Source organism: Microbacterium sp. LjRoot45 (assembly GCF_964253325.1).
Classification (GTDB): Bacteria; Actinomycetota; Actinomycetes; order Actinomycetales; family Microbacteriaceae; genus Microbacterium.
Map to the genome: position 1 here is coordinate 2,722,715 of NZ_CAXUQM020000001.1, position 23,919 is coordinate 2,746,633.

A 23,919-nucleotide genomic window follows, 5' to 3' on the forward strand; every position below is an offset into this window, starting at 1 on the left:
CACCATGACCACCACCGGCACCACGCGCGCGAGGCTGCGCGCCGCCACCACCGTCGCGGCCATCGCTGCGCTGCTCGGAGCGCTCACGGCGGCGCCCGCTCAGGCGGACGATCCGGCAGACATGTTCTGCGAGGTGCCCGGACAGGAGCTTGCGATCGCACCCATCTCGGGGCTCAGCGACGGGCAGGCGGTCACGTGGCTGTCGACCGTGAAGGGCACCACGCCCACGACGTTTACCGGGGAGTACATCGGCAAGCTCGACAACGGTCTCGGGTACGACGCGTACGGCAACCCGCGCGACCTCCTGCTCGTGCGGCTCTCCGGACCGGAGGTAGACGGCGCGTCGGGCACCCCCGCGGCGGGCGTGTGGGCCGGCGCGTCGGGATCGCCCGTGTACGACGCCGACGGTGCCCTCATCGGCGCCGTGTCGTACGGCTTCAGCTCGCTCGCCGACAATGTCGCCGGTGTCACGCCCGCCGCCTACATGAAGGCGATCGGCGACCTGCCGCTGTCACGCAGCCTCACCCTGTCGGCGCAGAAGCAGATCGCGACGCTCGCGGGCGAGCCCGCTCCCACGACATCCTCGACGGCGTCGATCCGGCAGCTCCGGCCCGTGCGGGTGACCGTCGGCACGACGGCCGCGACGCTCGACGCCGTGGCAAGCCGCCTCTCGAAGGAGGTCGACGGGTACCGCCCGGTCGCCTCCCGCGGTCTCGCGATCGGCGGCGGCGCCGACGACGGCGCCGACTACCCGATCGTCACGGGAGGCAACATCGCCGTCTCCTACGGCTACGGTGCGGTCGGGTCCGCCAGCGTCGGCACGGTCACCGCCGTGTGCGGCGACGACGTGTACGCCTTCGGCCACCCCAACGAGCAGAACTCCTCGCTCTCGGTGAACATCCACGGCGCCTCCGCCGCACGGATCGTTCCCGACCTGGGCCAGTCGTACAAGATGGTCAGCGCCATCGGCAAGGTGAAGGGCCACCTCGTGCAGGACCGCCTCGCCGGCATCCGCGGTGTCCTCGGCGCCGGCGCGCCGACCGTGCCCGTCACCACGGTGAGCATCGCGGGGAGCAACACGAGCACGGCCGTCAGCCACATCTCGGAGGAGCTCCTGCTCGCGCCGGCCGTCGCTGCCCAGCTCGGAACCGACGTGCTGCGCACGCTCGACAACGCCTGGGAAGGCACCGCGAAGGTGTCGTGGCGGATCGAGTACGAGCGCGACGGTCGCGTGTCCACGCTCCACAACGTCAACACCTACTCCAGCCGCGAGATGCTGACCGAGCTCGTCGGGTGGGACGTCTCCGAGGACATCGCGCAACTGCAGGCCAACCCCTTCGACGACGTCACGATCGTGAGCGTCAAGGCGACATCGCGCTTCGCCGAGGGATATCGCGTCGGCCGGGTGTCGGCGCTGCAGATCCGTCAGTCCGGGACGTGGAAGAACGTCGCGCCGGGCAGCGTCATGAAGGCGACCCGCGGCAAGACGTACGACTTCCGCACCGTGCTCAAGGCCGCTCCGGGCGCCGTCAGCGGCACGCAGTACGTGCCGTTCTCGGTCACGGTCCCCTCGACGGTGAAGCGGACGATGACCCTGACGGTGTCGCCGCCGACCGAGCAGTGGGACGACCCAGTGATGGAGGCGGAATCCTTCGACGAGCTGATCGCCGCGCTCAACGCCAACGCACGCGCCGACGTCGTGGAGCGGACCGCTTCCTACGTCAAGACCAACGGCATCCGGTCGACGCGGACGATCCCGCTGCCGGCCCCCGTCATGATCGACGGCGGTACCCGCATCTCGTTCCAGTTGCAGGTCTCGCCCTAACCCTGCGGCGCGAGGTCGTCCGGGCTCACCCCGAGGAGCCCGGCGACCGCGCGCGCCGTGAGAGCGCGACGGTCGGGATGCGCGTTCCACCGCACGAGCGAGTGGGCGTTCAACCCGTCGATCATCGCGAGCAGGTGCCACGCGATCGCCGCCTCGTCGCCCGCATCGAACACACCGGCATCCATGCCGTGACGCACCTCGCGCGCGATCGCGGTCTGCCAGGCATCCATCTCGTCGCGCACACGTGAGGCCAGCGCTTCCGAGCGCGCCCCCATCGCCCACGCCTGCACCCAGACGAGCGTGATGTCGTCGCGCGTGCCGTCGAGGAGGGTCTCCAGCAGGATGCCGAGGCGTCGCGCAGGCTCTGCGGCGGTGTCGAGGAGTGTCGCGACGTCGTGCCGCTCGGCCGCCACGAGCGCGCCGAAGGTGTCGGCGACGAGGTCGTCCATGCGCGGCGCGTAGTGGGCGACGAGGGCGGGGGCGACCGCCATGCGGGCGGCGACGGCGCGGAGCGTGACGGCATCCAGGCCCGCCTCGAGCGCGATCGCTCGCGCCGCCTCGGCGACCTGAGCGCGGCGCTGGTCGGGAGACGTGCGCGCGGCACGGGGTCGTGCAGGACGGGGGCGTGCAGTTGACGGGCCGGTCATGAGGTCGGTACGCTCCCCTTGTTGATCGCTTGATCAATACTGTAGTCCGAACCGCGAGGAGATGCCATGGCCTGGCGCATGCCCGCCGAGACGGCGCCCCACGAGCGCACGTGGATGACCTTCCCCGCCGAGGGCGAGACCCTCGGCGACACCGACGCGCTGCGCAACGAGGGCTACGCGGCGTGGGCGGAGGTCGCCGCCGCCGTGGCCCGGTTCGAGCCCGTGACGATGGTGGTCGATCCCGCCGAGCATGCGCGGGCGCGCCGCATGCTCCCGAGCGAGGTCGAACTCCTGGACGCGCCGGTCGACGAGTTCTGGATGCGCGACTCCGGACCCACGTTCGTCGTGGACGAGACGGGCGCGCTCGGTGCCGTCGACTGGATCTTCAACGGCTGGGGCGCCCCGGTGTGGGCGTCGTGGCGGAAGTCCGCCGAGCACGCGCGCCTCGTCGCGGCCGCGACCGGAGCCGAGCTCGTGAGCTCGACCCTCGTGAACGAGGGCGGCGGCATCCACGTCGACGGCGAGGGCACTGTGCTCCTCACCGAGACCGTGCAGCTCGACCCCCGCCGGAACCCCTTCGCCGACAGGGCGCGGGTCGAGGCCGAGATGGCCCGCACCGTCGGCGCCACGACAGCGATCTGGCTGCCCCGCGGCCTCACCCGCGACTACGACGACTTCGGCACCAACGGTCACGTCGACATCGTCGCGACGCTCGCCTCGCCCGGCAGGCTCCTCCTCCACGACCAGCGCGACCCCGGCCACCCCGACCACGTCGTGACCTCCGAGCTGCGCGCCCTGCTCGCCGAGCAGACGGATGCCGCGGGCCGACGTCTCGAGATCATCGACCTCCCCGCGCCGGAGACCCTGCGCGACGGCGAGGGCTTCGTCGACTGGAGCTACGTGAACCACCTCGTCGTCAACGGCGGGGTGATCGCGTGCGGGTTCGGCGAGCCGCGCGCCGACGCGCAGGCCGTCGAGATCCTCGCCGCCGCGTACCCCGGTCGCGAGGTCGTCACGGTCGACGCACGCCCCCTGTTCGCCCGCGGCGGCGGCATCCACTGCATCACCCAGCAGCAGCCGGCGGTCACCCCGTGATCGACGTCGTCGAGGCGTCGATCGCCGACCTGCGGGCGGAACTGGAAGCCGGACGGACCACCGCCGTCGAGCTCGTCGACGCCTACCTCGCCCGCATCGACGCCTACGACGGCCCCGACACGCCCACCGCGCTGCGCGCCGTCGTCGTGCGCAACCCCGCAGCGCGGGCAGAAGCGGCCGCCAGCGACACCCGCCGGGCGCACGGCGCGACCCGCGGCCCGCTCGACGGCATCCCGTACACCGCGAAGGACAGCTACCTCGTCGCCGGGCTGACGGCGGCGGCCGGGTCGCCCGCGTTCGCCGACCTGGTGGCCCAGCGCGACGCCTTCACGATCGAACGCCTCCGGGCGGCGGGCGCGATCTGCCTGGGACTCACCAACATGCCCCCGATGGCCAACGGCGGCATGCAGCGCGGCCTCTACGGCCGGGCCGAGAGCCCGTACAACGCGGCGTACCTCACGGCTCCGTTCGCGTCGGGCTCCTCCAACGGCTCCGGCACGGCGACGGCCGCGAGCTTCGCGGCCTTCGGGCTCGGCGAGGAGACCTGGTCGAGCGGGCGGGGACCGGCATCCCACAACGCGCTGTGCGCCTACACCCCGTCCCGCGGCGTGATCTCGGTGCGGGGCAACTGGCCGCTCGTCCCCACGATGGACGTCGTCGTGCCCCACACGCGCACGATGGCCGACCTCCTGGAGGTGCTCGACGTCATCGTCGCCGACGACCCCCGCACCCGCGGGGACTTCTGGCGCGTGCAGCCGTGGGTGCCGGTGCCGGCCGCCTCGACCGTGCGGCCCGCGTCGTACCCGACCCTCGCGGCGGACGCCGACCTGCGGGGAGTGCGCCTCGGCATCCCTCGCATGTACATCGGCGCAGACCCGGATGCCGGGACCGGCTCGCGCGGCGTCGGCGGTCCGACGGGCGAGCCCATCGTCACCCGCCCGACGGTGCTCACCCTGTGGCAGGCGGCGCGCGCCGCGTTGGAGGCGGCTGGCGCCGAGGTCGTCGAGGTCGACTTCCCCGTCGTGAGCAACTACGAGGGCGACCGTGCGGGTGCCCCCACGATCCTCACGCGCGGACTCGTCTCCCCCGCCTACCTGCGTCGGGAGATCGTCGACCTGTCGGCGTGGGCGTGGGAGGACTTCCTCGCCGCGAACCGCGACCCGGCCCTCTCGTCGCTCGCCGCCGTCGACGGCGAGGCGATCTTCCCGCACCCCGAGGGCGCCCTCCCCGACCGCTACACGGGATTCGACGACGACATCGCCGAGTACCCCGAGTGGGTGCGGACGCACCCCGGTGCCACGCTCGACGACATGCCGGAACTGGCCGACGGACTCCGCGGACTCGAAGAGACCCGCCGCATCGACCTCGAGGAGTGGCTCGACGCGCACGGGCTCGACGCCGTCGTCTTTCCCGCCGTCGCCGACATCGCGCCGGCCGACATGGACGTGAACCCCGCCTCGGCCGACGTGGGCTGGCGCAACGGCACGTGGATCGCGAACGGCAACCTCGCCATCCGCCACCTCGGCATCCCCACGGTCACCGTCCCGATGGGTCTCCTGCCCGACATCGGGATGCCGGTGGGCCTCACGTTCGCCGGGCGCGCCTACGATGACACCGCGCTGCTGCGCCTTGCGATCGCCTTCGAGGCGACCGGGAGCCGCCGTGTGGCGCCCCCGCGCACCCCCGCTCTGCCCCTCTCGACCCTGAAGACGGAGACATCATGACCGCCGACGCCGTTCGCATGCACGAGGTCAGCGAAGAGGCCGCGACCATCGTCGACCTCGTCCTGGACTACTCCCGGCGCCGCCTCCTCTCGCGCGAGACGCCGCTGGACAAGCCGCTGTCGGCGCCGGAGCTCTCTCGGCTGGCCGGCCGCACGATCGACGAGGACGGGATCGGCGCGCGCAAGGCGCTGTCGGTCTTCGAGCACGTGCTGGCTCCGGCGTGCATCACGACCGACGACCCGCAGTACCTGTCGTTCATCCCGTCGGCGCCGTCGAAGGCCGCCGCGGCGTTCGACCTCGTCGTCTCGGCGAGCGCCCTCTACGGCGGCTCGTGGCTGGAGGGCGCGGGGGCCGTGCACGCCGAGAACGAAGTGCTGCGGTGGCTCGGCTCCGAGTTCGGGCTCCCCGCCGGCGCCGGCGGCGTGTTCGTGCAGGGCGGCACCCTCGGCAACCTCTCGGCGCTCGTCGCCGCGCGCGCCCACGCGATCGACACGCGCCCGCGCCCCGACCGCTGGCGCGTCGTGTGCAGCGCGGAGGCGCACTCCTCCATCGCGTCGGCGGCACGCGTCATGGACATCGAGGTCGTCGCCGTGGCTCCCACCGACGACGGGGTGCTGCGGGCGGATGCCGTGGCCGCGGCCCTGGAGGAGTACGGCGCGAGCGTGTTCGCGGTGGTCGCGACCGCCGGTTCGACCAACTTCGGGATCGTCGACGACCTCGCCGGCATCGCGGCGCTCAAGGAGCGGTACGACTTCTGGCTGCACGTCGACGGCGCCTACGGCTTGGCGGCCATGCTGTCGCCGCGGGCGCGACCGCTGTTCGCCGGCGTCGAGCACGCGGACTCGCTCGTCGTCGACCCGCACAAGTGGCTCTTCGCGCCCTTCGACGCGTGCGCCCTGCTCTACCGCGATCCCGAGCTCGGGCGACGCGCCCACACACAGCACGCCGAGTACCTCGACACCCTCACCGAGAAGAGCGACTGGAGCCCGTCCGACTACGCCGCCCATCTCACCCGGCGTCCCCGGGGCCTCCCGCTGTGGTTCTCGCTGGCCACCTACGGCGCCGGCGTGTACCGCGAGGCGGTGACGGCATCCCTCGACCTCGCACAGCAGATCGCCGACGAGATCGAACGGCGCCCGGGTCTCCGCCTCGTGCGGCGTCCGCAGCTGTCGGTCGTGGTGTTCGAGCGCGACGGGTGGGACAAGGCCGACTACGAGGCCTGGTCGGCGCGGCTCCTCGACGACCAGCACGCGTTCGTCACGCCGAGCGGTCACCGCGGGCGCACCAACGCCCGCTTCGCGCTCGTGAACCCCCGCACGACCTTCGCGCACCTGACGAGGATCCTCGACACGACGGCGTGAGGCTGGAGGGACGAATGCAGGAGAGGGCCCCGCCGAAGCCCGTACGGCGGAACCCTCTCCGGAAGATGCGGGAGTCGACAGCGACCCGAACGACATCGCCTCTACCGCATCCCACCCGATGTTGCATGTCCAGGCTAGGCGCCTGGAAGAGTGTCAGCGCACCCGTTGACTCCGCGGGCTCCGAGCTGCTACATGCTCGGCGACGAACGCGCGCGGACGGGAGCCCCGGATGCCGTGTCGGTGCCCGGCGCTAGCCTCGCCGAGTGGATGACCCCCTGCCGCAGCGTTGCCTCCTGTGCGGCGCGACCGCGGGCATCCGTCGCGACGGTCAGTGGCACTGCGCCGTCTGCGACTGGCGAGTGGGCGACGCGCCCGATCCCGACCTGCCGCCGCCGCGCGTCGACGTCGTCTACTACCTGCGCTGGCGGGAGCGGATCAAGATCGGCACGTCGCACCGGCCGCGTCAGCGCCTCGCGGCGATCCTCCACGAGGAGCTCCTCGCGTTCGAACCGGGCGACCGCGCACTCGAACAGCGACGGCACCGGGAGTTCGCCGACCTCCGTGAGGGCGGCGAGTGGTTCACCGCCGACCCGCGGCTGCTGGCGCACATCGCCGCGGTGGCCGGCGGCATCCCCCCGTGGGACGCCTACGCCCGCTGGGTCGCCGACGCCTACCGCCGGTGAGCTGACGTCGCGGGAGCGGTCGTACCCTCTTCGGATGCCGAGGACGACGCCTGGCGCGAGACGTGCGCCGTCAGTTGCGGGGCATTGCTCGCGTGACGTCGCACATCGCCTGACCGGAAGGCAGGAGCGGCAGCAGGCGTCGTCAGGACGCGGGCGGGTGCTCCCCGTCGGGCTGACAGACGGGGCAGTACTGCGCCGCGCCCTTCGATCCCGGAACGTCGGCCACGACGCCTCCGCACACGGGGCAGGGCTCGCCCGTGCGACCGTGCACCCTCATCGACGCGACCTTCCGCGCCTTCAGTTCGGCGATCGGTGCACCCGACCGGTCGGCCAGCGCCCCCGTGAGCACCTCTCGGATCGCGGCGAACAGCCGCGCGCGCTCCCCCTCGCCCAGATCGCCCGCATGCCGCAGCGGGTACAGCCGCGCCACGTGGAGGATCTCGTCGGAGTACGCGTTCCCGATGCCGGCGAGCGACTCCTGCTCCTGCAGCACCGCCTTCAGCTGCTTGCGGCGACCCGCCACGACCCGCTCCAGGTCGGCGAGGGCGAAGGCATCGCCGAGGGGATCGGGTCCGAGCTTCGCGATGGCCGCCACGTCGGCCGCCTCATCGACGACCGAGAGCCCGAATGACAGCCACGTTCCGGCATCCGTCAAGACGAACGCGTCGCCGTCGTCGAGCGTCAGTCGGCCGATCGGCGCGGCGGGCGGGGCGTCGGTGGCAGTGTCGGCGGCAGCGTCGGCCGGCAGACCCGCGGATGCCGCAGCCTCCCCGGCCGGCTCCCACCGCAGCCACCCGGCACGGCCGAAGCTCACGAGGAGCACAGGACCGTCGGTGGCGACCGCGATGTGCTTGCCGTGACGGGTGACGTCGGTCACGGCGCGCCCCGAGAGCTCTCCGAGCGGCCGCGCGCGGGTCTTCAGGGCGCGGAACTCGTCGAGCTCTACCGCATCGATGCGACGACCCGCGGCCCGGTCGCGCACGAACCGCGCGAGCACCTCGACCTCGGGAGACTCCGGCATGCGCCCATCCTCCCCCGCGGGCCGTGCAGGGTCCAGCGGGGCCGGTGAGTGAGTGTCCGGGAATCGCGGTGCGCGGCGCGTCACCGGGAGGCGAGGTACCTGCCGGCGGCGCGCAGCCAGGGCGCGGGATCGGCGAAGGACGCCTCGGCGCTCCCCGCGAGCTCGGCCAGCGCCACGACGGCGACGAAGGCGGACGTGTCGGCATCAGGTGCGACGCGTCCGGCGACGAGCGCGACGGAAACCCCTGCGGCGCGGGCGCGCGACGCCACGAGAGAGGGCACTTTGCCCGCGGCCGACTGTCCGTCGAACGACCCCTCACCGGTGATGACGAGGTCGGCATCCGCGAGCGCCTCGTCCAACCCGATGAGCGCGGCGACATCGTCGGCACCGGGCCGCAGCCGCGCCCCCCACCGGGCGAGCGCGAACCCCGTGCCGCCCGCGGCGCCCGCGCCCGGTGCCGCAGGGTCACCGCCCATTGCACCCGCCAGTCGGGCGAGAGCGGCATCGACGACCGGCACTTCGTCGCCGGTCACCCCCTTCTGCGGACCGAACACCGCCGCCGCGCCCCGCGGCCCGACAAGAGGATTCGTGACGTCGGTGAGCACCATCGCGCCGCCCGGCGGCAGCGGGCGCAGCCCGGTCAGATCGACGGCGGCGACCTCGGCCATCCCGCGCGCGCCGGGTGCGACCGCACGCCCGTCCGCGTCGACGAACGCGGCGCCGAGCGCGACGAGCAGTCCCACACCGCCGTCGGTGGAGGCCGACGAGCCGATCCCGAGCACGAGCCGGTCGACACCGTGATCCAGCGCCGCCGCGATCGCCTGCCCGAAGCCGAACGTGTCGGCATCCCACGGGCAGCGCTCGGCACCGAGCAGCTCGATCCCGCTCGTCGACGCGAGCTCGACGACCCCGGTCGCGCCGGTGCCTTCGCTCGCGCCGGCACCCTTGCGATCGGGAAGAAGCAGCCAGGATGCCGCGACATCGCGGCCGTGCGGACCGCGCACCGTCACCGGCATCCGCGTCGCGCCGGGAACGGCGGCGGCGAACGCGTCGAGCGTGCCCTCGCCGCCGTCGGCCATCGGGCGGCTCCGCACCACCGCGTCCGGGTCCACCTCTCGCCAGCCGTGCGCGACGGCATCGACCGCCGCGGCGGCGCCGATCGAACCCTTGAAGCTGTCGAGGGCGACGACGACGCGGGTCATGACCGAGGCGGCGTGCTCTCGCGCAGCAGCACCTCGAGACGCAGCGTCTCATCGGCCGGCTGCCACTCGGCATCCGTCGCGGCGTGGAAAGCCTGATAGCCGACCTCGTCGAGCGGGATGCGCACCGTCGTGAGCGCCGGAGTCACGTCACGTCCGGTCGGGATGTCGTCGAAGCCGGCGAGCGCCACGTCGTCACCGACCGTTCGCCCGGCCTCGCGGAGAGCGGCGAGCGCCCCGATCGCGACGACATCGCTGATGCCGAAGACCACCGTGCCCGGCGCGACGCCGTCGGCGAGCGCGTCGCGCATGAGGTCGTGCCCCGACTCGCGGCTGAACGTGCCGCGCAGCACGCGAGGCTCCGCGCCGCCGCCCGTCGTGAAGCCCGTGACGAAACCGCCGACGCGCTCGTCGCTCGTCACGGTGCCCTCCGCGGCGGCCAGGACTACCGCTTGCCGGTAGCCGCGGTCCGCGAGCGCGGCACCCAGTTCGCGGGCGCCGCCGCGGTTGTCCACCGTCACCGAGCGCACGCCCGGCACCCCGGCGCCGAGGGCGACGACGCGCCCGCCGCTGGCCGCGAGGTGCTCGACTTCGGCGGCCAGCTCCGTCGAGAGCTCCGACGACGTACGGGATGCCGCGAGGATCAGCCCACGCGGGCGCTGGCCGCGAAGGGCCCTCACGAGCCGCACCTCGCGTTCGGGATCGCGCTCCGTGATGGCGACGGTCACGACGAGACCTGCCTCGTCGGCGCCGCGTGCGACCCCCGACGCGATCTGTCCGAAGTAGGGGTCGGCGATGTCGGCGACGAGGAGGGCGATGATCGCCGACGTGCCGCGCGCGGTCGCCTGCGCCGAGAGGTTGGCCGTGTAGCCGAGACGGGTGGCGGCCGCCTCCACGCGGGCGCGGTAGGAGTCGGCGACCTTGCGCGTCGAGCCGTTCAGCGCCCGCGACGCGGTCGCCAGCGACACCCCCGCCTCGCGCGCGACGTCATCGAGGGTGACGGCGCCGCTGCGCACGGTCACGGGAGCGTCGTCGGTCATGCTCGTGATTCTAGGTGCGGCGACACGGCCGCCGCGAAGCCCTCTGCGGTGCGGCGGACCGCCTCGGCCGGATCGGTCGCCCAGATGTCCTCGTTGAAGATCTCCACCTCGATGTCGCGGTCATAGCCGGTGGCGACGACCGCGCGGGTGAGCGAGGCGAAATCGATGATCCCGTCGCCCGGGTAGTGGCGGCTGAGCAGCACGTCGGCTGGGAGCGGCGTCTTCCAGTCGCACACCTGATAGGTCGCGATGCGCCCCTCGCGGCCCGCGCGGTCGATCGCCGACAGCACGTCGGGGTCCCACCAGATGTGGAACGTGTCTACCGCCGCCCCGACCGCGTGCGCGGGCAGCCCCGCCGCGAGATCCAGCGCCTGACCGAGGGTCGAGACGACACAGCGGTCGGAGGCGAACATCGGATGCAGCGGCTCGATCGCCAGCGTGACACCGGCGGCCTCGGCATCCGGGACAAGCTCTTCCAACGCATCCCGCACCCGCCCGCGCGCCGCGACGAGGTCGCGCGAACCGTCGGGCAGTCCGCCCGCGACGAGCACGAGCACCGCCGTCGATCCGGGCGCCCCCGCCGCGGCGAGAGTGGCCGCCTCCTCGATCGCGCGGCGGTTGTCGTCGATGGCCGCGCGGCGCGCCGGACCTTCGGGCATCGTGAAGAAGCCGGCGCGGCAGTGCGTCGTGAAGCGCAGTCCCGACGCGGCCAACAGGCGCGCGGCGGTGGCGAGGCCGACCTCCTGCACGGGCTCGCGCCAGAGGCCGATGGCCTCGATCCCGGCCTCGGCCGTCACGGCGAGGGCGGTCGCGAGGTCGGCGTGCTTGATGGTGGCCTGGTTGATCGACAGGCGCGGATCCGGGGCCGTCATCGCATGTCCCCTTTTCGGTCGGTTCGGGTCCGGTGCCCGGGTGGCATGTCCCACTTTCGGTCGCTTCGGGGGTGGTCAAACAACCGAATGTGGGACATGGTCAACCCCACTCGGGACATGGGCCGCCGAAAGTGGGACATGGTCAACCGCATTCGGGACATGGGCCGCCGGTTGGGCGGCATGTCCCACTTTCGGTCGCTCCGGGGCCGGTGCCCGGGTGGCATGTCCCACTTTCGGTCGGTCTGGGGCAGCCGCCCCGGCCGCATGTCCCACTTTCGGTCGCTTCGGGGGTGGTCAAACAACCGAATGTGGGACATGGTCAACCCCACTCGGGACATGCTCTGCCGAAAGTGGGACATGGGCCGCCGGAAGTGGGACATGGTCACGGCAGGAGTCCGTTCAGGCGGAGGAGATCCGACCAGCGCGCCGCGGCGAGTTCGGGGCGCTCCAGCGCCTGCGACGCGTTCGCGAGTTCGACGATGCGCGACAGGTGCGGCAGGCTGCGCGCCGAGTGCAACCCGCCGACCATCTGGAAGGCGGACTGGTGACCGTTCAGCCACGACAGGAACGCGACACCCGTCTTGTAGTAGAAGGTCGGCGCGGCGAACACCTGACGGCTGAGGTCTTCGGTCGGACCGAGGATGCGAAGGTAGCCCGCAGTGTCTCCCGCATCGAGCGCCTGGATCGCTGCGGAGGCGACCGGTGTGATCGCCGCGAACGCGCCCAGCAGCGCATCCGAGTACCCCCGGGCAGCACCCGACCTCGACCCCGCAGCCCCCACCGGCGACCCCGCTGCATCCGCCGTCGTTCCCGCGGCGCCCGCTTCGCCCGACGACAACGCGTCGCCCCCGATGAGGCCCACGTAGTTGAAGTCGTCACCCGTGAACATCCGCACGCTCTCGGGAAGGCGCTCACGCACGGACACCTCCGATTCGGCGTTCAGGAGGCTCATCTTCACGCCCGCGATCCGATCGGGATTCTCGCCGATGATCTCCAGGAGCACGTCGGCGGCGGTGCGCCAGTCGGTCGACCCGAAGTAGCCCTCCAGCTGCGGGTCGAACGCGGTGCCCAGCCAGTGCAGCACGACGGGGGTCGTCGCCTCCCGCAGCACCGCGCGATACACGCGGCGGTAGTCGTCGGCGGTCTCGGCGACCCGCGCGAGATGCCGGGATGCCATGAGCACCGGTCCGGCGCCCTGCTCCTCGGTGAAGTGCAACTGTGCGACGTACGCGTCGATCACCTCGGCGAGGGTGAGACGTTCCGCGTCGACGTGGTCGGTGTTGACGCCGACGACCACCGAACCGCCCTCCTCGCGGGCGACCTCGGCCGAGCGCGCGATCAGCTCGCGCGTGGCCGCGGCATCCAGTCCCATGTTGCGCTGGGCGGTGTCCATCGCATCGGCCACGCCGAGCCCCCACCCGTACACGTGCCGGCGGAAGGCGAGCGTGGCATCCCAGTCGATCTCGGCCGGGCGACCGGGGGTGTTGTCCGCGTGGGGCTTCGGGACGACGTGCGCCGCAGCGTACGCGATGCGGGTGCGCAGCGGCGCGGTCGGCCGGGCGAACGCGGGCGCATCGGCGAGCGGGATCACCGACACGGCGCCGTGGGGCGAGAGGAGGGGGAGGTCGGTCATGGTGGTGTCCTCGGGCCGGGCTCAGTCCAGGCTGAGCGTGGGCAGCTCGACCTTGCGACCCTCGGCCGACGAGCGCAGACCGGCTTCGGCCAGCAGCACGCCGCGCGCACCGGACAGCAGGTCGAATGGGTAGTCGGTGCCCTCCGCGTAGGAGAGGAGGAACTCCTCCCACTGCTGCCGGAACCCGTTCTGGAACACCTCGTTGGTGGGAACCTCTGCCCAGTCGGCGTCGTAGTCGTGATCGTCGGCGACGTCGGGGTTCCACACGGGCTTGGGAGTCTGGTTGCGGTGCTGGATCTTCGCACCGAACAGCCCGACGACGGCCGACCCGTGCGTGCCGTCGACGTGGAACTCGACGAGTTCGTCGCGGTTCACCCGCACGGTCCACGAGGAGTTGATCTGCGCGATCACTCCCCCGTCGAGCTCGAACACGCCGTAGGCGGCGTCTTCGGCGGTGGCGGTGTAGTGGGCGCCGTTCTCGTCCCACCGGTCGGCGATGTGGACCGCCGCCTGGGCGTAGACGCTCTTCACTTCGCCGAACAGGTTCTCCAGCACGTAGTTCCAGTGCGGAAACATGTCGACGATGATCCCGCCGCCGTCTTCGGCACGGTAATTCCACGACGGACGCTGCGCCGGCTGCCAGTCACCCTCGAACACCCAGTAGCCGAATTCGCCGCGCACCGACAGGATGCGGCCGAAGAAGCCGGAGTCGATGAGCCGCTTGAGCTTCTGCAGTCCCGGGAGGTAGAGCTTGTCGTGCACGACACCGGTCTTCACCCCCGCGGCATCCGCGAGCCTGGCGAGTTCGAGCGCTTCGGCGACCGTCTCGGCCGTGGGCTTCTCGGTGTAGATCGTCTTGCCGGCGGCGATGGCCTTGCGCAGCGCCGAGGAGCGGGCCTTCGTGACGAGGAAGTCGGCGTAGATCTCCCAGCGCGGGTCGGCGAGGGCGGCGTCGAGGTCGGTGGTGTAGTCCTCGATGCCGTGACGCGCGGCGAGCTCGGCGAGCTTCGCGGCGCTGCGTCCGACGAGGAGCGGCTTGACCGTCAGGCGCGTGCCATCGGGAAGCTCGATGCCGCCCTGGTCGCGGATGGCGAGGATCGAGCGCACGAGGTGCTGGCGGTAGCCCATGCGTCCCGAGACGCCGTTCATGATGATGCCGACCTCGCGCACGGCGGGGGCGTCGACGGCGGCGGGGGTCGAAGTGGTGGTGGGTCGGGTCGTCGTCTCTGACACGGTCGTTCCTTAAGATCGGTAAGCGCTTTCCGCTTCACTCATGATGACATCCGGAATGCGCTTTCCGCAACCCGTGGCGTGCAATCGGGACTAGGTCAGGCCCTCCACTGCGCCTCGGGGGCCGCCGGCGTCGCGACGCGCGGCAGCGGCCGTCAGACGCACCATGCGGCGCTCCCCGATCGACACCAGCGCGAAGGAGAGGAGCCCCAGCACGGGGATGACGAGGGGCAGGAACTGCCACACGATCGTCGCGGCGAGGCCGAGCGCGACGACGGTGTACGCCGTTCCCGAAAGGTCCGCCCGCGCGACGCGAGGGGTGATCCTCACGAGGTCGCGCCACGACGCGCCCGGCGTCCACAGCGACGACGCGATCGTCGCCCCCACGAGCGCCGCGAGGCCGATCGTCGCGACCACGACGGCCACCAGCATCCCACCCGGCACCGTGCCCTCGGCCGTCAGTGCGACGTCGACGGCGACGATCGTGCCGAGCGCCGTCGTCACGACCCCCACCCCGATGCCGCCCGGGAGAGCGCGCACGGCGTCGCGGAAGAACCCGGATGCCGGTGTGGCCTCGGCCGCGAGGAAGCGGCGCAGGTGCGCGGAACCGGCCGCGACCGCGGCGGGCCACGTCACCACCGGGAGGCACACGACCGCCATGAGCGCGCCGATCCACAGCACCTCGCCGAACAGCGCGAACCGCTGCGCCGCACCGGGCCAGCGCAGGACGCTGCCGTCTGCCTCGGCGCGCGCCGGTCGGGACGCGCGGCCGCGACGCGGGCTCATCCCTTCAGCCCCTGCGTCGACACACCCTCGACGAGGAAGCGCTGGAAGACGATGAAGAAGAGCAGGATCGGCAGGAGCGCGAGCACCGAGACAGCCACCGTCGCCCCGTAGTCGGAGGTGGAGGTCTGGTCGTTGAACACCCGGAGCGCGAGCGGCAGCGGGTACATGTCCGTCGAGTTCAGGTACAGCAGCGGCCCGAGGAAGTCGTTCCAGCTCCAGATGAACGCGAAGATGGATGCCGTCACCAGCGCGGGCTTGACCAGCGGCAGGATGATCGACCAGTAGATCCGCCAGTGCCCGCAGCCGTCGATGCGCGCTGCCTCGTCCATGTCGCGCGGGAGCGCGCGGATGAACTGCACGATGAGGAAGACGAAGAACGCCTCGGTGGCGAGGAACTTGCCCAGCAGCAGCGGCACGAAGGTGTCGACGAGGTCGAGGTTCCGGTACAGCATGTACTGCGGGATGATCAGCACGTGGAACGGGAGCAGGAGCGTCCCGATCATCACGGCGAACCACACGCCGCTGCCGGCGAACTTCACGCGGGCGAAGGCGTAGGCCGCGAGGGATGCCGAGATGACCGTGCCGATCACCGACCCGATCGCGAGGATGAACGAGTTCACGAAGAACTGCCACAGCGGCACCCCGCCGACGCCGGCGAGCACCTTGAAGTAGTTGTCGATCGTCGGCTTGTTCGGGAAGAAGCCCTGGTTCGCGCCGAACTCGGCGGTCGGCTTGAACGACGCCGAGAACATCCATGCGAGCGGGTAGAGGATGATCGCCGTCAGCGCGATCATCGCGATCACCCAGACGACCGTCTGCCACGTCTTGCGCTTCCCGAACCGCCGACGCGGGGGCGTGACGCCCTTGGGCAGCACGGCCGTGATGGTCTCGAGGCCCGTCGCGGGCTGGACGGAGGCGCTCATCGGTTGTCTCCCGCGTAGTGCACCCACGAGTTGGAGGTGCGGAACATGATGAAGGCGATGGCGGCGACCACGAGGAGCAGCGCCCACGCCATGGCCGACGCGTAGCCCATCTGGCTGTTCGTGAAGGCGCGCGTGTAGAGGTACACGGTGTAGAAGTTGGTCGCCCCGGCCGGTCCGCCCGTGCCCGAGCCGATGATGTAGGCCGACGCGAAGATCTGGAACGCGTGGATCATCTCCAGCAGCAGGTTGAAGAAGATCACCGGCGAGAGCATGGGCAGCGTGACGCTGCGGAACTTGCGGAACGGGCCCGCGCCGTCGACCGACGCGGCCTCGTAGAGCTCCTGCGGCACCTGCTTGAGGCCCGCGAGGAAGATGACCATCGGGGCGCCGAACTGCCAGACCGCCAGCAGGATCATCATCGGCAGGATCAGCGCGGGCACGCCCACCCAGCCGCCGATGTCGATGCCGAACAGGCTCAGCGAGCTGTCGACGGGGCCGCCGGTGGAGAACATCGCCCGCCACACGATCGCGATGCTGACGCTCGCGCCGATGAGCGAGGGCGCATAGAAGGCGGAGCGGAAGAACCCGGTGCCCCTGCTGCGGAAGTTCAGCAGCATCGCGACCCCGAGGGCCGCGGCGAGCTTGATCGGGGTGCCCACCACGACGTAGAGCAGGGTGATGCGCACCGAGTCCCACCACACGTCGTCCTGCAGCATCCGCTCGAAGTTGCCGAGGCCGATCCACTTCGGCGGGGCGAAGATGTTGTAGTTCGTGAACGCGAGGTAGAGCGAGAAGAGCATGGGTCCCGCCGTGAGCAGGAAGAACCCGATGAGCCACGGCGAGAGGAAGAGATACCCCGCCGCGTTCTCGCGCCGTCGCAGGCTGCTGCCGCGGCGGGGGGCACCTCCCGTCCGACGGTTACCCGCCGGACGGGAGGCCGGTTCGGCCTGCGGCTGTCGCGTCGCGGTCGCGACCGAATCCGTTGCCATGATCTCTCCTTACTCGACTGCGTGCTCGACGGCGGGGCTCAGCCCTGCAGGACGACGTTCGCCTCGTCGAAGAACTGCTTGACGGCGTCGTCCACGGTGATCGCACCGAGGCCCAGCGCCTTGCCGAGGTCCCAGAACTTCTGCTCGAGCGCACCGTAGCCGACGACCGGCACGGGCGGGGCGTCACCGATGCGGTCGGCGACCGAGTCGAGGTAGTCCGCGACCTGCTTGTCGGCACCTTCCAGCACGGCGCCGGCGAGCTTCGAGGAGGATGCCGGGAAGCCCAGCGTCGTGCCGAAGATCTCTCCGGCCTTCTCGCTGTTGACGACGTAATCGAGGAAGATGGCCGCCGCCTCCGGGTGCTCCGTGTCGGCGGAGATCGCCATCTGCAGACCGGCCTGGCGGTAGAGGTCCTTGGAGCCCTGCTTGGCCGTCGGCGGTGCGATGAGCGAGATGGACGAGGCGCCCGAGTCGGCGAGGTAGCCGCCGAGGAAGTTGCTCCAGCTCGTCTCGCTCGCGGTGAGGTTGCCGCCGAAGCCCGACTTCGGGGTGATCTCCTCGAGCTTGTTCTGGGGGACCGTGATGCCGTCGCGCGCGGCGGCTCCCGATTCCCAGAACGCCTTCAGCTCGTCCTCGGTGAAGCCGAGCTTGCCGTCCTCGGTGTAGAGGTTCTTGCCGTCGGCGCGCAGCACGAGCTCGAAGGTCTGGATGCGCTGCGTCACGTCGGTGCCGCCGTAGACCTTGCCGCCCGTGGCATCCGTCACGCTCTTCATCCACGCCGTGAAGTCCTCGAAGGACGTCCCGCCCTCGGGCGCGGTCAGGTCGTTGGCGGCGATGAGGTCGTCGTTGACGAAGTTGGCCCAGGCGCTGTAGCCGGTCGGCAGCGAGTACTGCGTGCCGTTCAGCTGACCGGTGCCCAGCAGCGCCTCGTCGAAGGTGTCGAAGTCGATGTAGTCGGCCACCGTGGCGAGGTCGAGCACGTAGCCGGGCTCGCCGTATTGGCGCAGGTAGCTGTCGGAGAACTGCCACACGTCGGGGAGCCCGCCGCCGGCCGCCTCGGTCTGACGCTTCTCCCAGTAGCTCGGGAAGTCGGTGAACTGACCGTTGATCGTGATGTTGGGGTATTCCTCGTTGAACGCCGCGATGAGCGCGTCGTACCGTGCGGCGCGGTCGTCGTTGCCCCACCACGTGAAGTTCAGGGTGACCTTCTCGTTGGGGTCGAACGACGACGCCGGCTCGCTGGTGCCGGCGCAGCCGGCGAGAGCGAGGGCGGCGCCGGTCACGACGGCGACGGCGGCCAGGGCCCGCTTGGTGCTGAACATCCTTGTCCTCTCTTCGAACGCCCGTGTTCCGTGTGCCGCGGACGTCCGTTGTCCTTGTGTGCGGTGCGCGCCGCCCGTGCGGGTCGAGTTCTCCAGGAGTCCTCGTGCAGGTGTTTCCAGATCGGGAAAGCGCTTGCCGGTTACCGTACTACGCGTTGAAACGTTTTGCAACAGATTCCGGAAATCGCTTTCCGCCCGTGATCTCCGCGCCGCTGGTACCGGTCACAGCCCCCGCCATCGTATCGACCCGCAGGGCCGCCGCGCCGTGGCATCCGCACCCCTTCGTCGCACTCCTTCCCCCGCGTCGCTTCGCGGCCCGCCCTGTCGCGTCGCCCCGTCGCGCCCTCGCCCGCGCTTCACCCGCGCCACGTTGCGGATGCCACCACCACCCACCCGCACAACGACGCCCCCGAACCCACACACCCCCGCCACCACGCCCAGCCAGCCGCTTCACCCGCGGCAAATCGCGGATGCCACCACCACCCACCCGCACAACGACGCCCTCGAACCACCACCACACCCCCGCCACCACGCCCAGCCAGCCGCTTCACCCGCGGCGAATCGCGAATGCCACCGCCACCCACCCGCACAACGACGCCCTCGAACCACTACGCCCCCACCGGCGAAGACGCCCCGCGGCGCAGCGGCGGCGATCAGCGCATGTCGGTGACGGGGCTCGCGAAACCGGACCGGTGCGTCGGGTGCGCGGCCAGGTCGGCGGGCGTCACGACCGCGCCGTCGGCGGCGGCGGAGGCGTAGATCGCGGCGACGAGTTCGAGCGCGCGGGCGGGCTCCTCCGCCGTCGGGGGAAGGGGAGACCCCGACAACAGGGCGTCGAAGACGTCCCGCAGGAGCGGTGCGTGGTCGCTGCGCTCCTCGATCGCGGGGAGGTCCCAGTCGTCGGCGTCGTCCTCGAAGCCCGGCGCGGGCGTGATCACCCAGTTCTCGTGACCGTGGCCGTAGAGGTGGTCGACCGTCACCGTCGCGCGTTGCGTGTCGATGCGCACCGAGCTCGTCTGTCGCGGCGACACGGCACTCGTCACCACCTGCGCGACGACCCCGTTGGCGAAGGTGATCGTCGCGGTGGAGGTGTCCTCGGTCTGCGTGTCGCGATCGAGGCGCCACAGCCGTCCCTGCACGCTCGCCCAGTCGCCCAGGAGGAAGCCCAGAAGGTCGAGCTGATGGATGCCGTGGCCGAGCGTCGTGCCGCCACCCTCGGTCTCCCACGTCCCGCGCCACGGGACGGCGAAGTACTCCTCGTCGCGGTACCAGAGCGTCTGGCAGACCGCGAGGAGCGGACGCCCCAACGCCCCCGACTGCAGCAGGCTGCGGACGTGCGCTGCGGCCGTGCCCGTGCGCTGCTGGAACACCACGGCGAGACGCCGATCAGCCGCGTCGGCGGCGGCGCGCATCTCGTCCAGCTCGTCGAGCGACGGCGCCGGAGGCTTCTCCACGATGACGTGAGATCCGGCGGCGAACGCGGCGAGCGTCTGCTCGCGGTGCGCGCCGGGCGGCGTGCAGACGAGCACGACATCCGGCCGCTCGGTCGCGAGCAGCACGTCGAGCGAGTCGTAGACCGTCGGCGCGGCGCCGCGTGCCCATTCGGCCGCGAAGGCCTCGGCGGTGGGCCGCGTCTGATCGGTCACGGCCACCAGGACCGCATGCGGGTGGGCGAGAACGGCGCGCGCGTGGAGGTGCGCGACGGCGCCGGTGCCGACGATCGCGCAGCGGAGTGTGGTGGTCATGCGCGGAACTCCTCGCGGTGGTGGCGGCGGGTGGGGTGGCGGTGGCGGTGGCGGTGGTGGTGGCGGTGGCGGTGACCGCGCAGGATTTCGGAGATTCGCGCGAAAAGCGGAGCAATATCGCCGAGGCATCCGCTCTTTTGCGTTTTCTCCGAAGTTTCGTCGCCGAGCCCTCGTCAAGCCGTCGCCGCCGCCGTCACCGCGCCGCGTCGTCGTCGCGTCCACGATAGAGCCTTCTTCGGGAAAGCGCTATCCGCCGCACTCGCGAACGACCTAGGCTGGGCGAATGAGCACTTCCTACGCCGCGGCCTTCGACATCGCGCGCGGCCACGTTGCATCCGGTCGCCTGCCCACCGCGGTGCTCGGCATCGCCACCGCCGAGGGCACGGTCGCCCTCGACGCGTTCGGCACGGCGGCACTCGACTCCGGCACCACTCGCGCCGTCACCGTCGACGACACCTTCCGCCTCTTCTCGGTGACCAAGCCCCTCCTGGGCATCGCCGCCGCGCGCGCCGTCGAACGGGGCCTCCTCTCGCTGCAGACGCCGCTCGCCGAGGCGCTCCCCGCGTTCGGTGCCGAGCGCGACGACACGGTGCGCCTGTCGCACCTCGTGAGCCACACGTCCGGGATCTCCGAACCCGCCCTCGACACGGCCCTTCCGCTGCGCCACGAGCTCCTGCACCGCGGGAGGGACTTCGCGGCGGGCACGGCATCCCGCTACTCGACGATCGCCTTCGAGGGCATCGCGGCGCTGCACGAGCACGCGACGGGAACGACGTGGGATGCCGGTGTCGCGCAGTGGGCGGCCGAGATCGGTGCCACGGGGCTGACGCTCGACCCCGACGACGCGGTGGCCGTGCCCGACGCTGCGGCGGCAGGGGTGGACATGGCCCGCTTCGTCGCGACCCGCGCACCGGGCGCCGGCCTCTCGGGGCGCGCGGACGATCTGCTCCGCGTCGGGTCGGAGCTGCTGCGCATCCACGCGGGAGCCGGCGACGGCATCCTGCGCCCCGCGACCCTCGAGATGATGCGGCGCCCCCTCACCGGCGACATCCCGCGCCTCGAGCCGTACACCGCCGAGCGCGGTCAGGACTGGGGCTTCACGTGGAACCTCCGCACGCGGGCGCCGGGGCTCATCGACCGCGACGTGTACGGCCACGGCGGCTGGTCGGGCACGGAGCTCTGGGTGCACCCGTCCGCGGGCGTCGCGTGGGTGTTCCTCACCAATCAGGCGGAGCGCCCCGGCGTCGACATCGACCTGCTCGACAACGCGGTGGTGTCGGCGCGATGAACCTCCCCGCGCACACCGTGCGGCACCGCCCGTGGCCGGCGCCCGCATCGCCGGCGGCCCTGCCGATCGCGTCCGAGGTCGCACGCGGCCTGACCCTCACCGACCGCGCCGTGCTGCGGGGCGGCACGGCGTTCGTCCCGGTCTCGGGCGAACTGCACTACAGCCGACTCCCCCGGGCCCGCTGGGGCGAACGTCTGCGGCAGCTCCGCGCCGGCGGCGTGACGCTCGCGTCGACCTACGTCTTCTGGAACCACCACGTCGCCGAGCGCGGGCGCCCGCGGTTCGACGGCGACCTCGACGTCGCCGCCTTCATCGACGAGGTGGCCGCGACCGGGCTCGAGCTCGTGCTGCGGATCGGGCCGTGGGCGCACGGCGAGGCACGCAACGGCGGATTCCCGGACTGGGTTCAGGATGCCGACGTGGCACATCGGACGGACGACCCCGCCTATCTGGACCTCGTTCGGGAGTGGTTCGCCCAGCTCGCGGCCGCCCTGGACGGACGTGCGCGTGCGGGCGGTCCGATCGTGGCGATCCAGATCGAGAACGAGCTCTACGACCGGCCGGAGCACATCTCGACCCTCATCGGCCTGGCCCGCGAGGCCGGCATGTCGGCACCGCTGTGGACGGCGACGGCGTGGGGCGGCGCGCAGCTCCCCGCCGGCGAGGTCGTGCCGTTGTTCGGCGGGTACGCCGACGGCTTCTGGGTCGATCCGGAGGGCGGGTGGCAGCGGAACTTCCGCGCGCACTTCTTCCCGTCGCACGACTGGGACGACCCCGGCGTCGGCGAGGACGTGCGTGCGACACAGGGCTTCGCCGCCGTCGACGGGGACGAAGCCGCTGTCGATGCCGACGCCGACGCTCACGCCGCGAGCCGCCGCGCCGACCTGCACGGCTTCCCGCCCGCGACGTGTGAGCTGGGCTCCGGGATGGCGACCGCCTACCACCGTCGCCCGGTGCTCTCGGCACGCGACATCGCGGCGCTCGCGCACGTGAAGATCGGCAACGGCTCGGCCTGGCAGGGCTACTACATGTACGTGGGCGGCCGGAATCCCCGTGCCGGACTGCAGGAGAGTCAGGCGACCGGCTACCCGAACGACCTGCCGGAGTGGAGCTACGACTTCCACGCCCCGATCGGTCAGTCCGGCGACCTGCACACGTCGGCGCACGAGCTGCGCGGGCAGCACGCGTTCCTCGCGGCCTTCGGCGACCGCCTCGGCGGCATGACGTCGTCGCTTCCGGACGCGGGCCCCGGCGGGTTCGCGGATCGCACGACACTCCGGTGGGCGCTGCGCTCCGACGGCGACGAGGCGTTCGTGGTCGTAAGCCACCATCAGCCGTACGAACAGGTCGAGGCCGTGCGCGGCGTGCAGCTCACGCTCGCACTCAAGGCCGACGCCGAGGCCGACGGGGATGCCGACACCGACACCGACACCGAGGTCGTCACGATCCCCTCGCGCCCGATCGACATCCCCGCCGGCACCCTCGCGCGCTGGCCCGTGGGGCTGCGGCTCGGCGCGGCCCCGGGAGCGACGCGGCTGCGGTGGGTGACGGCATCCGCCCTCACGCTGCTTCCGCCTGCGCCGCACGCGGCGACGGATGCCACGGCGACGGATGCCACAGCCGCCACAGAGGCGACGCTCGTCGTGGCCGCGACCCCCGGCATCCCCGTGGAGGTGTGCGTCGAGGGCGAGGAGCCGCGGGACGTGCCTGTCGGGACGCACCGGGTGGGCGACGGGCGGCTGCTCGTGGTCGCCGACGCGGACCGGGTGTGGGTGCACGGCCACGAGGTGTTCGAGACGGACGGCGAACTCGCGACCGGCGACGCGGGGGTCGCGGTGAGGGATGCCACGTGGCTCCGCCGGTACGACCGCGTCGCGGGAGCGTGGGTCGATGTCGCCGTCGCGCCGTCGCTGGCGCCCGCCCCGCCACGCGCCGTCGTGGTGACCGCGGTGCGCGCCGCGGGCGACGTTCCCGACGACTACGGCTTCGGGGGTCGGCGACACAGCGCCCCCTCCGCCGAGATGCTCGCGGAGCGCGCCGCGGTGTTCGCGCTCGAGGTCGGTGCGTGGGACGGGGACGCCGTGCTCGACATCGACTGGGCCGGCGACGTCGCGCAGCTCTGCGTGGACGGCGAGGTCGTCGACGACAGGTTCTGGGACGGTGAGCGCTGGTCGGTCTCGCTCCCCGACGTGGGGGCGACCCCGGACAGCGTGCTGACGCTCCGCGTACTCCCCCTGTCGAGGAGGTCGACCGTGTGGCTCCCCCCGGAAGCGGCCGCCCGCCGCGCCGCCGCCGCGGAGTCGCTGGTGGCCGTCGACGCCGTCGCCCTCCGCATCCGCAGGCCGTGGCATCCGGTCGGGTGAGCGGGGTTCTCCGCCGCTCCCGCCGAGACAACACGTCTCCGCCCAGACAACATGTTCGCCGCGCGCGAAGGGTGTGGATTCGGCGGAAGCGTGCGGTTTCGGCAGGAGCGGAAGCGTGCGGTGTCGGCAGGAGCGGAAGCGCATGCGCGCGGAAGCGCCCCCGGAGCCGACGC

The 23,919-nt window shown here is 72.0% G+C and carries 19 protein-coding genes; 7 read left to right on the forward strand and 12 right to left on the reverse strand.

Annotation, left to right across the window (positions count from 1 at the left end; all coding sequences use genetic code 11):
* Window positions 1–4 precede the first annotated feature (4 nt).
* Complete coding sequence (locus ACSQ18_RS12975; protein WP_436037826.1) at window positions 5–1,825, forward strand: hypothetical protein; 1,821 nt, start codon at window positions 5–7, stop codon at window positions 1,823–1,825.
* Here the strand turns inward: ACSQ18_RS12975 and ACSQ18_RS12980 are convergent.
* Window positions 1,822–2,472, reverse strand: a complete 651-nt coding sequence (locus ACSQ18_RS12980) for a TetR family transcriptional regulator C-terminal domain-containing protein (protein ID WP_436037827.1) — start codon at window positions 2,470–2,472, stop codon at window positions 1,822–1,824. The two genes, ACSQ18_RS12975 and ACSQ18_RS12980, sit on opposite strands and share 4 nt — an antisense overlap.
* Before the next feature lie 66 nt (window positions 2,473–2,538).
* On the opposite strand from ACSQ18_RS12980, the gene ACSQ18_RS12985 reads away from it, so the two are divergent.
* The 4 genes from ACSQ18_RS12985 (at window position 2,539) to ACSQ18_RS13000 (ending at window position 7,335) form a co-directional block, all read left to right on the forward strand.
* Window positions 2,539–3,567 (forward strand): agmatine deiminase family protein, encoded by a 1,029-nt coding sequence (locus tag ACSQ18_RS12985; protein WP_436037828.1) that lies wholly within the window; start codon window positions 2,539–2,541, stop codon window positions 3,565–3,567.
* Window positions 3,564–5,291 (forward strand): amidase, encoded by a 1,728-nt coding sequence (locus tag ACSQ18_RS12990; protein ID WP_436037829.1) that lies wholly within the window; start codon window positions 3,564–3,566, stop codon window positions 5,289–5,291. Before ACSQ18_RS12985 ends, ACSQ18_RS12990 begins: the two co-directional genes overlap by 4 nt.
* Window positions 5,288–6,652 (forward strand): pyridoxal phosphate-dependent decarboxylase family protein, encoded by a 1,365-nt coding sequence (locus ACSQ18_RS12995; RefSeq protein WP_436037830.1) that lies wholly within the window; start codon window positions 5,288–5,290, stop codon window positions 6,650–6,652. The genes ACSQ18_RS12990 and ACSQ18_RS12995 overlap by 4 nt, the downstream gene beginning before the upstream one ends.
* 263 nt (window positions 6,653–6,915) lie before the next feature.
* On the forward strand, window positions 6,916–7,335 hold the full coding sequence (locus tag ACSQ18_RS13000; RefSeq protein WP_436037831.1) for a GIY-YIG nuclease family protein: 420 nt from the start codon (window positions 6,916–6,918) through the stop codon (window positions 7,333–7,335).
* 142 nt (window positions 7,336–7,477) lie between these two features.
* Here ACSQ18_RS13000 and ACSQ18_RS13005 read toward each other — a convergent pair whose 3' ends face one another.
* The 11 genes from ACSQ18_RS13005 to ACSQ18_RS13055 form a co-directional block, all read right to left on the reverse strand.
* On the reverse strand, window positions 7,478–8,356 hold the full coding sequence (locus ACSQ18_RS13005) for a DNA-formamidopyrimidine glycosylase family protein (RefSeq protein ID WP_436037832.1): 879 nt from the start codon (window positions 8,354–8,356) through the stop codon (window positions 7,478–7,480).
* 80 nt (window positions 8,357–8,436) lie between these two features.
* A complete protein-coding gene (locus ACSQ18_RS13010) occupies window positions 8,437–9,558 on the reverse strand; it encodes a glycerate kinase (protein ID WP_436037833.1) in 1,122 nt (373 codons plus the stop codon).
* Complete coding sequence (locus ACSQ18_RS13015; protein ID WP_436037835.1) at window positions 9,555–10,595, reverse strand: LacI family DNA-binding transcriptional regulator; 1,041 nt, start codon at window positions 10,593–10,595, stop codon at window positions 9,555–9,557. The genes ACSQ18_RS13010 and ACSQ18_RS13015 overlap by 4 nt, the downstream gene beginning before the upstream one ends.
* Window positions 10,592–11,467 carry a sugar phosphate isomerase/epimerase family protein gene (locus tag ACSQ18_RS13020; RefSeq protein WP_436037836.1) on the reverse strand — a complete coding sequence of 292 codons (876 nt, stop codon included), beginning with the start codon at window positions 11,465–11,467 and terminating at the stop codon, window positions 10,592–10,594. Before ACSQ18_RS13020 ends, ACSQ18_RS13015 begins: the two co-directional genes overlap by 4 nt.
* Before the next feature lie 382 nt (window positions 11,468–11,849).
* Window positions 11,850–13,100 (reverse strand): dihydrodipicolinate synthase family protein, encoded by a 1,251-nt coding sequence (locus ACSQ18_RS13025; protein WP_436037837.1) that lies wholly within the window; start codon window positions 13,098–13,100, stop codon window positions 11,850–11,852.
* Between the two features lie 21 nt (window positions 13,101–13,121).
* Complete coding sequence (locus ACSQ18_RS13030; protein WP_436038445.1) at window positions 13,122–14,249, reverse strand: Gfo/Idh/MocA family protein; 1,128 nt, start codon at window positions 14,247–14,249, stop codon at window positions 13,122–13,124.
* Between the two features lie 174 nt (window positions 14,250–14,423).
* Window positions 14,424–15,116 carry a hypothetical protein gene (locus ACSQ18_RS13035; protein WP_436037838.1) on the reverse strand — a complete coding sequence of 231 codons (693 nt, stop codon included), beginning with the start codon at window positions 15,114–15,116 and terminating at the stop codon, window positions 14,424–14,426.
* Window positions 15,113–16,039: a carbohydrate ABC transporter permease gene (locus tag ACSQ18_RS13040; protein ID WP_436037839.1), complete on the reverse strand. Its 927-nt coding sequence runs from the start codon at window positions 16,037–16,039 to the stop codon at window positions 15,113–15,115. The genes ACSQ18_RS13035 and ACSQ18_RS13040 overlap by 4 nt, the downstream gene beginning before the upstream one ends.
* Entirely contained in the window at window positions 16,036–17,028 is a 993-nt protein-coding gene (locus ACSQ18_RS13045; protein WP_436037840.1) for a carbohydrate ABC transporter permease, read from the reverse strand. Before ACSQ18_RS13045 ends, ACSQ18_RS13040 begins: the two co-directional genes overlap by 4 nt.
* A gap of 38 nt (window positions 17,029–17,066) precedes the next feature.
* The gene (locus ACSQ18_RS13050) at window positions 17,067–18,350 is read right to left on the reverse strand and encodes an ABC transporter substrate-binding protein (RefSeq protein ID WP_436037841.1); all 1,284 of its coding nucleotides are present in this window, start codon (window positions 18,348–18,350) and stop codon (window positions 17,067–17,069) included.
* A 653-nt stretch (window positions 18,351–19,003) separates the two neighbouring features.
* Window positions 19,004–20,095, reverse strand: a complete 1,092-nt coding sequence (locus tag ACSQ18_RS13055) for a Gfo/Idh/MocA family protein (protein ID WP_436037842.1) — start codon at window positions 20,093–20,095, stop codon at window positions 19,004–19,006.
* A gap of 283 nt (window positions 20,096–20,378) precedes the next feature.
* Between ACSQ18_RS13055 and ACSQ18_RS13060 the strand changes: the two genes are divergently transcribed.
* Both ACSQ18_RS13060 and ACSQ18_RS13065 read left to right on the forward strand, forming a co-directional pair.
* Window positions 20,379–21,383 (forward strand): serine hydrolase domain-containing protein, encoded by a 1,005-nt coding sequence (locus ACSQ18_RS13060; RefSeq protein ID WP_436037843.1) that lies wholly within the window; start codon window positions 20,379–20,381, stop codon window positions 21,381–21,383.
* Window positions 21,380–23,746, forward strand: coding sequence for a beta-galactosidase (locus tag ACSQ18_RS13065; RefSeq protein WP_436037844.1), 2,367 nt, complete (start codon window positions 21,380–21,382; stop codon window positions 23,744–23,746). Before ACSQ18_RS13060 ends, ACSQ18_RS13065 begins: the two co-directional genes overlap by 4 nt.
* Window positions 23,747–23,919 lie beyond the last annotated feature (173 nt).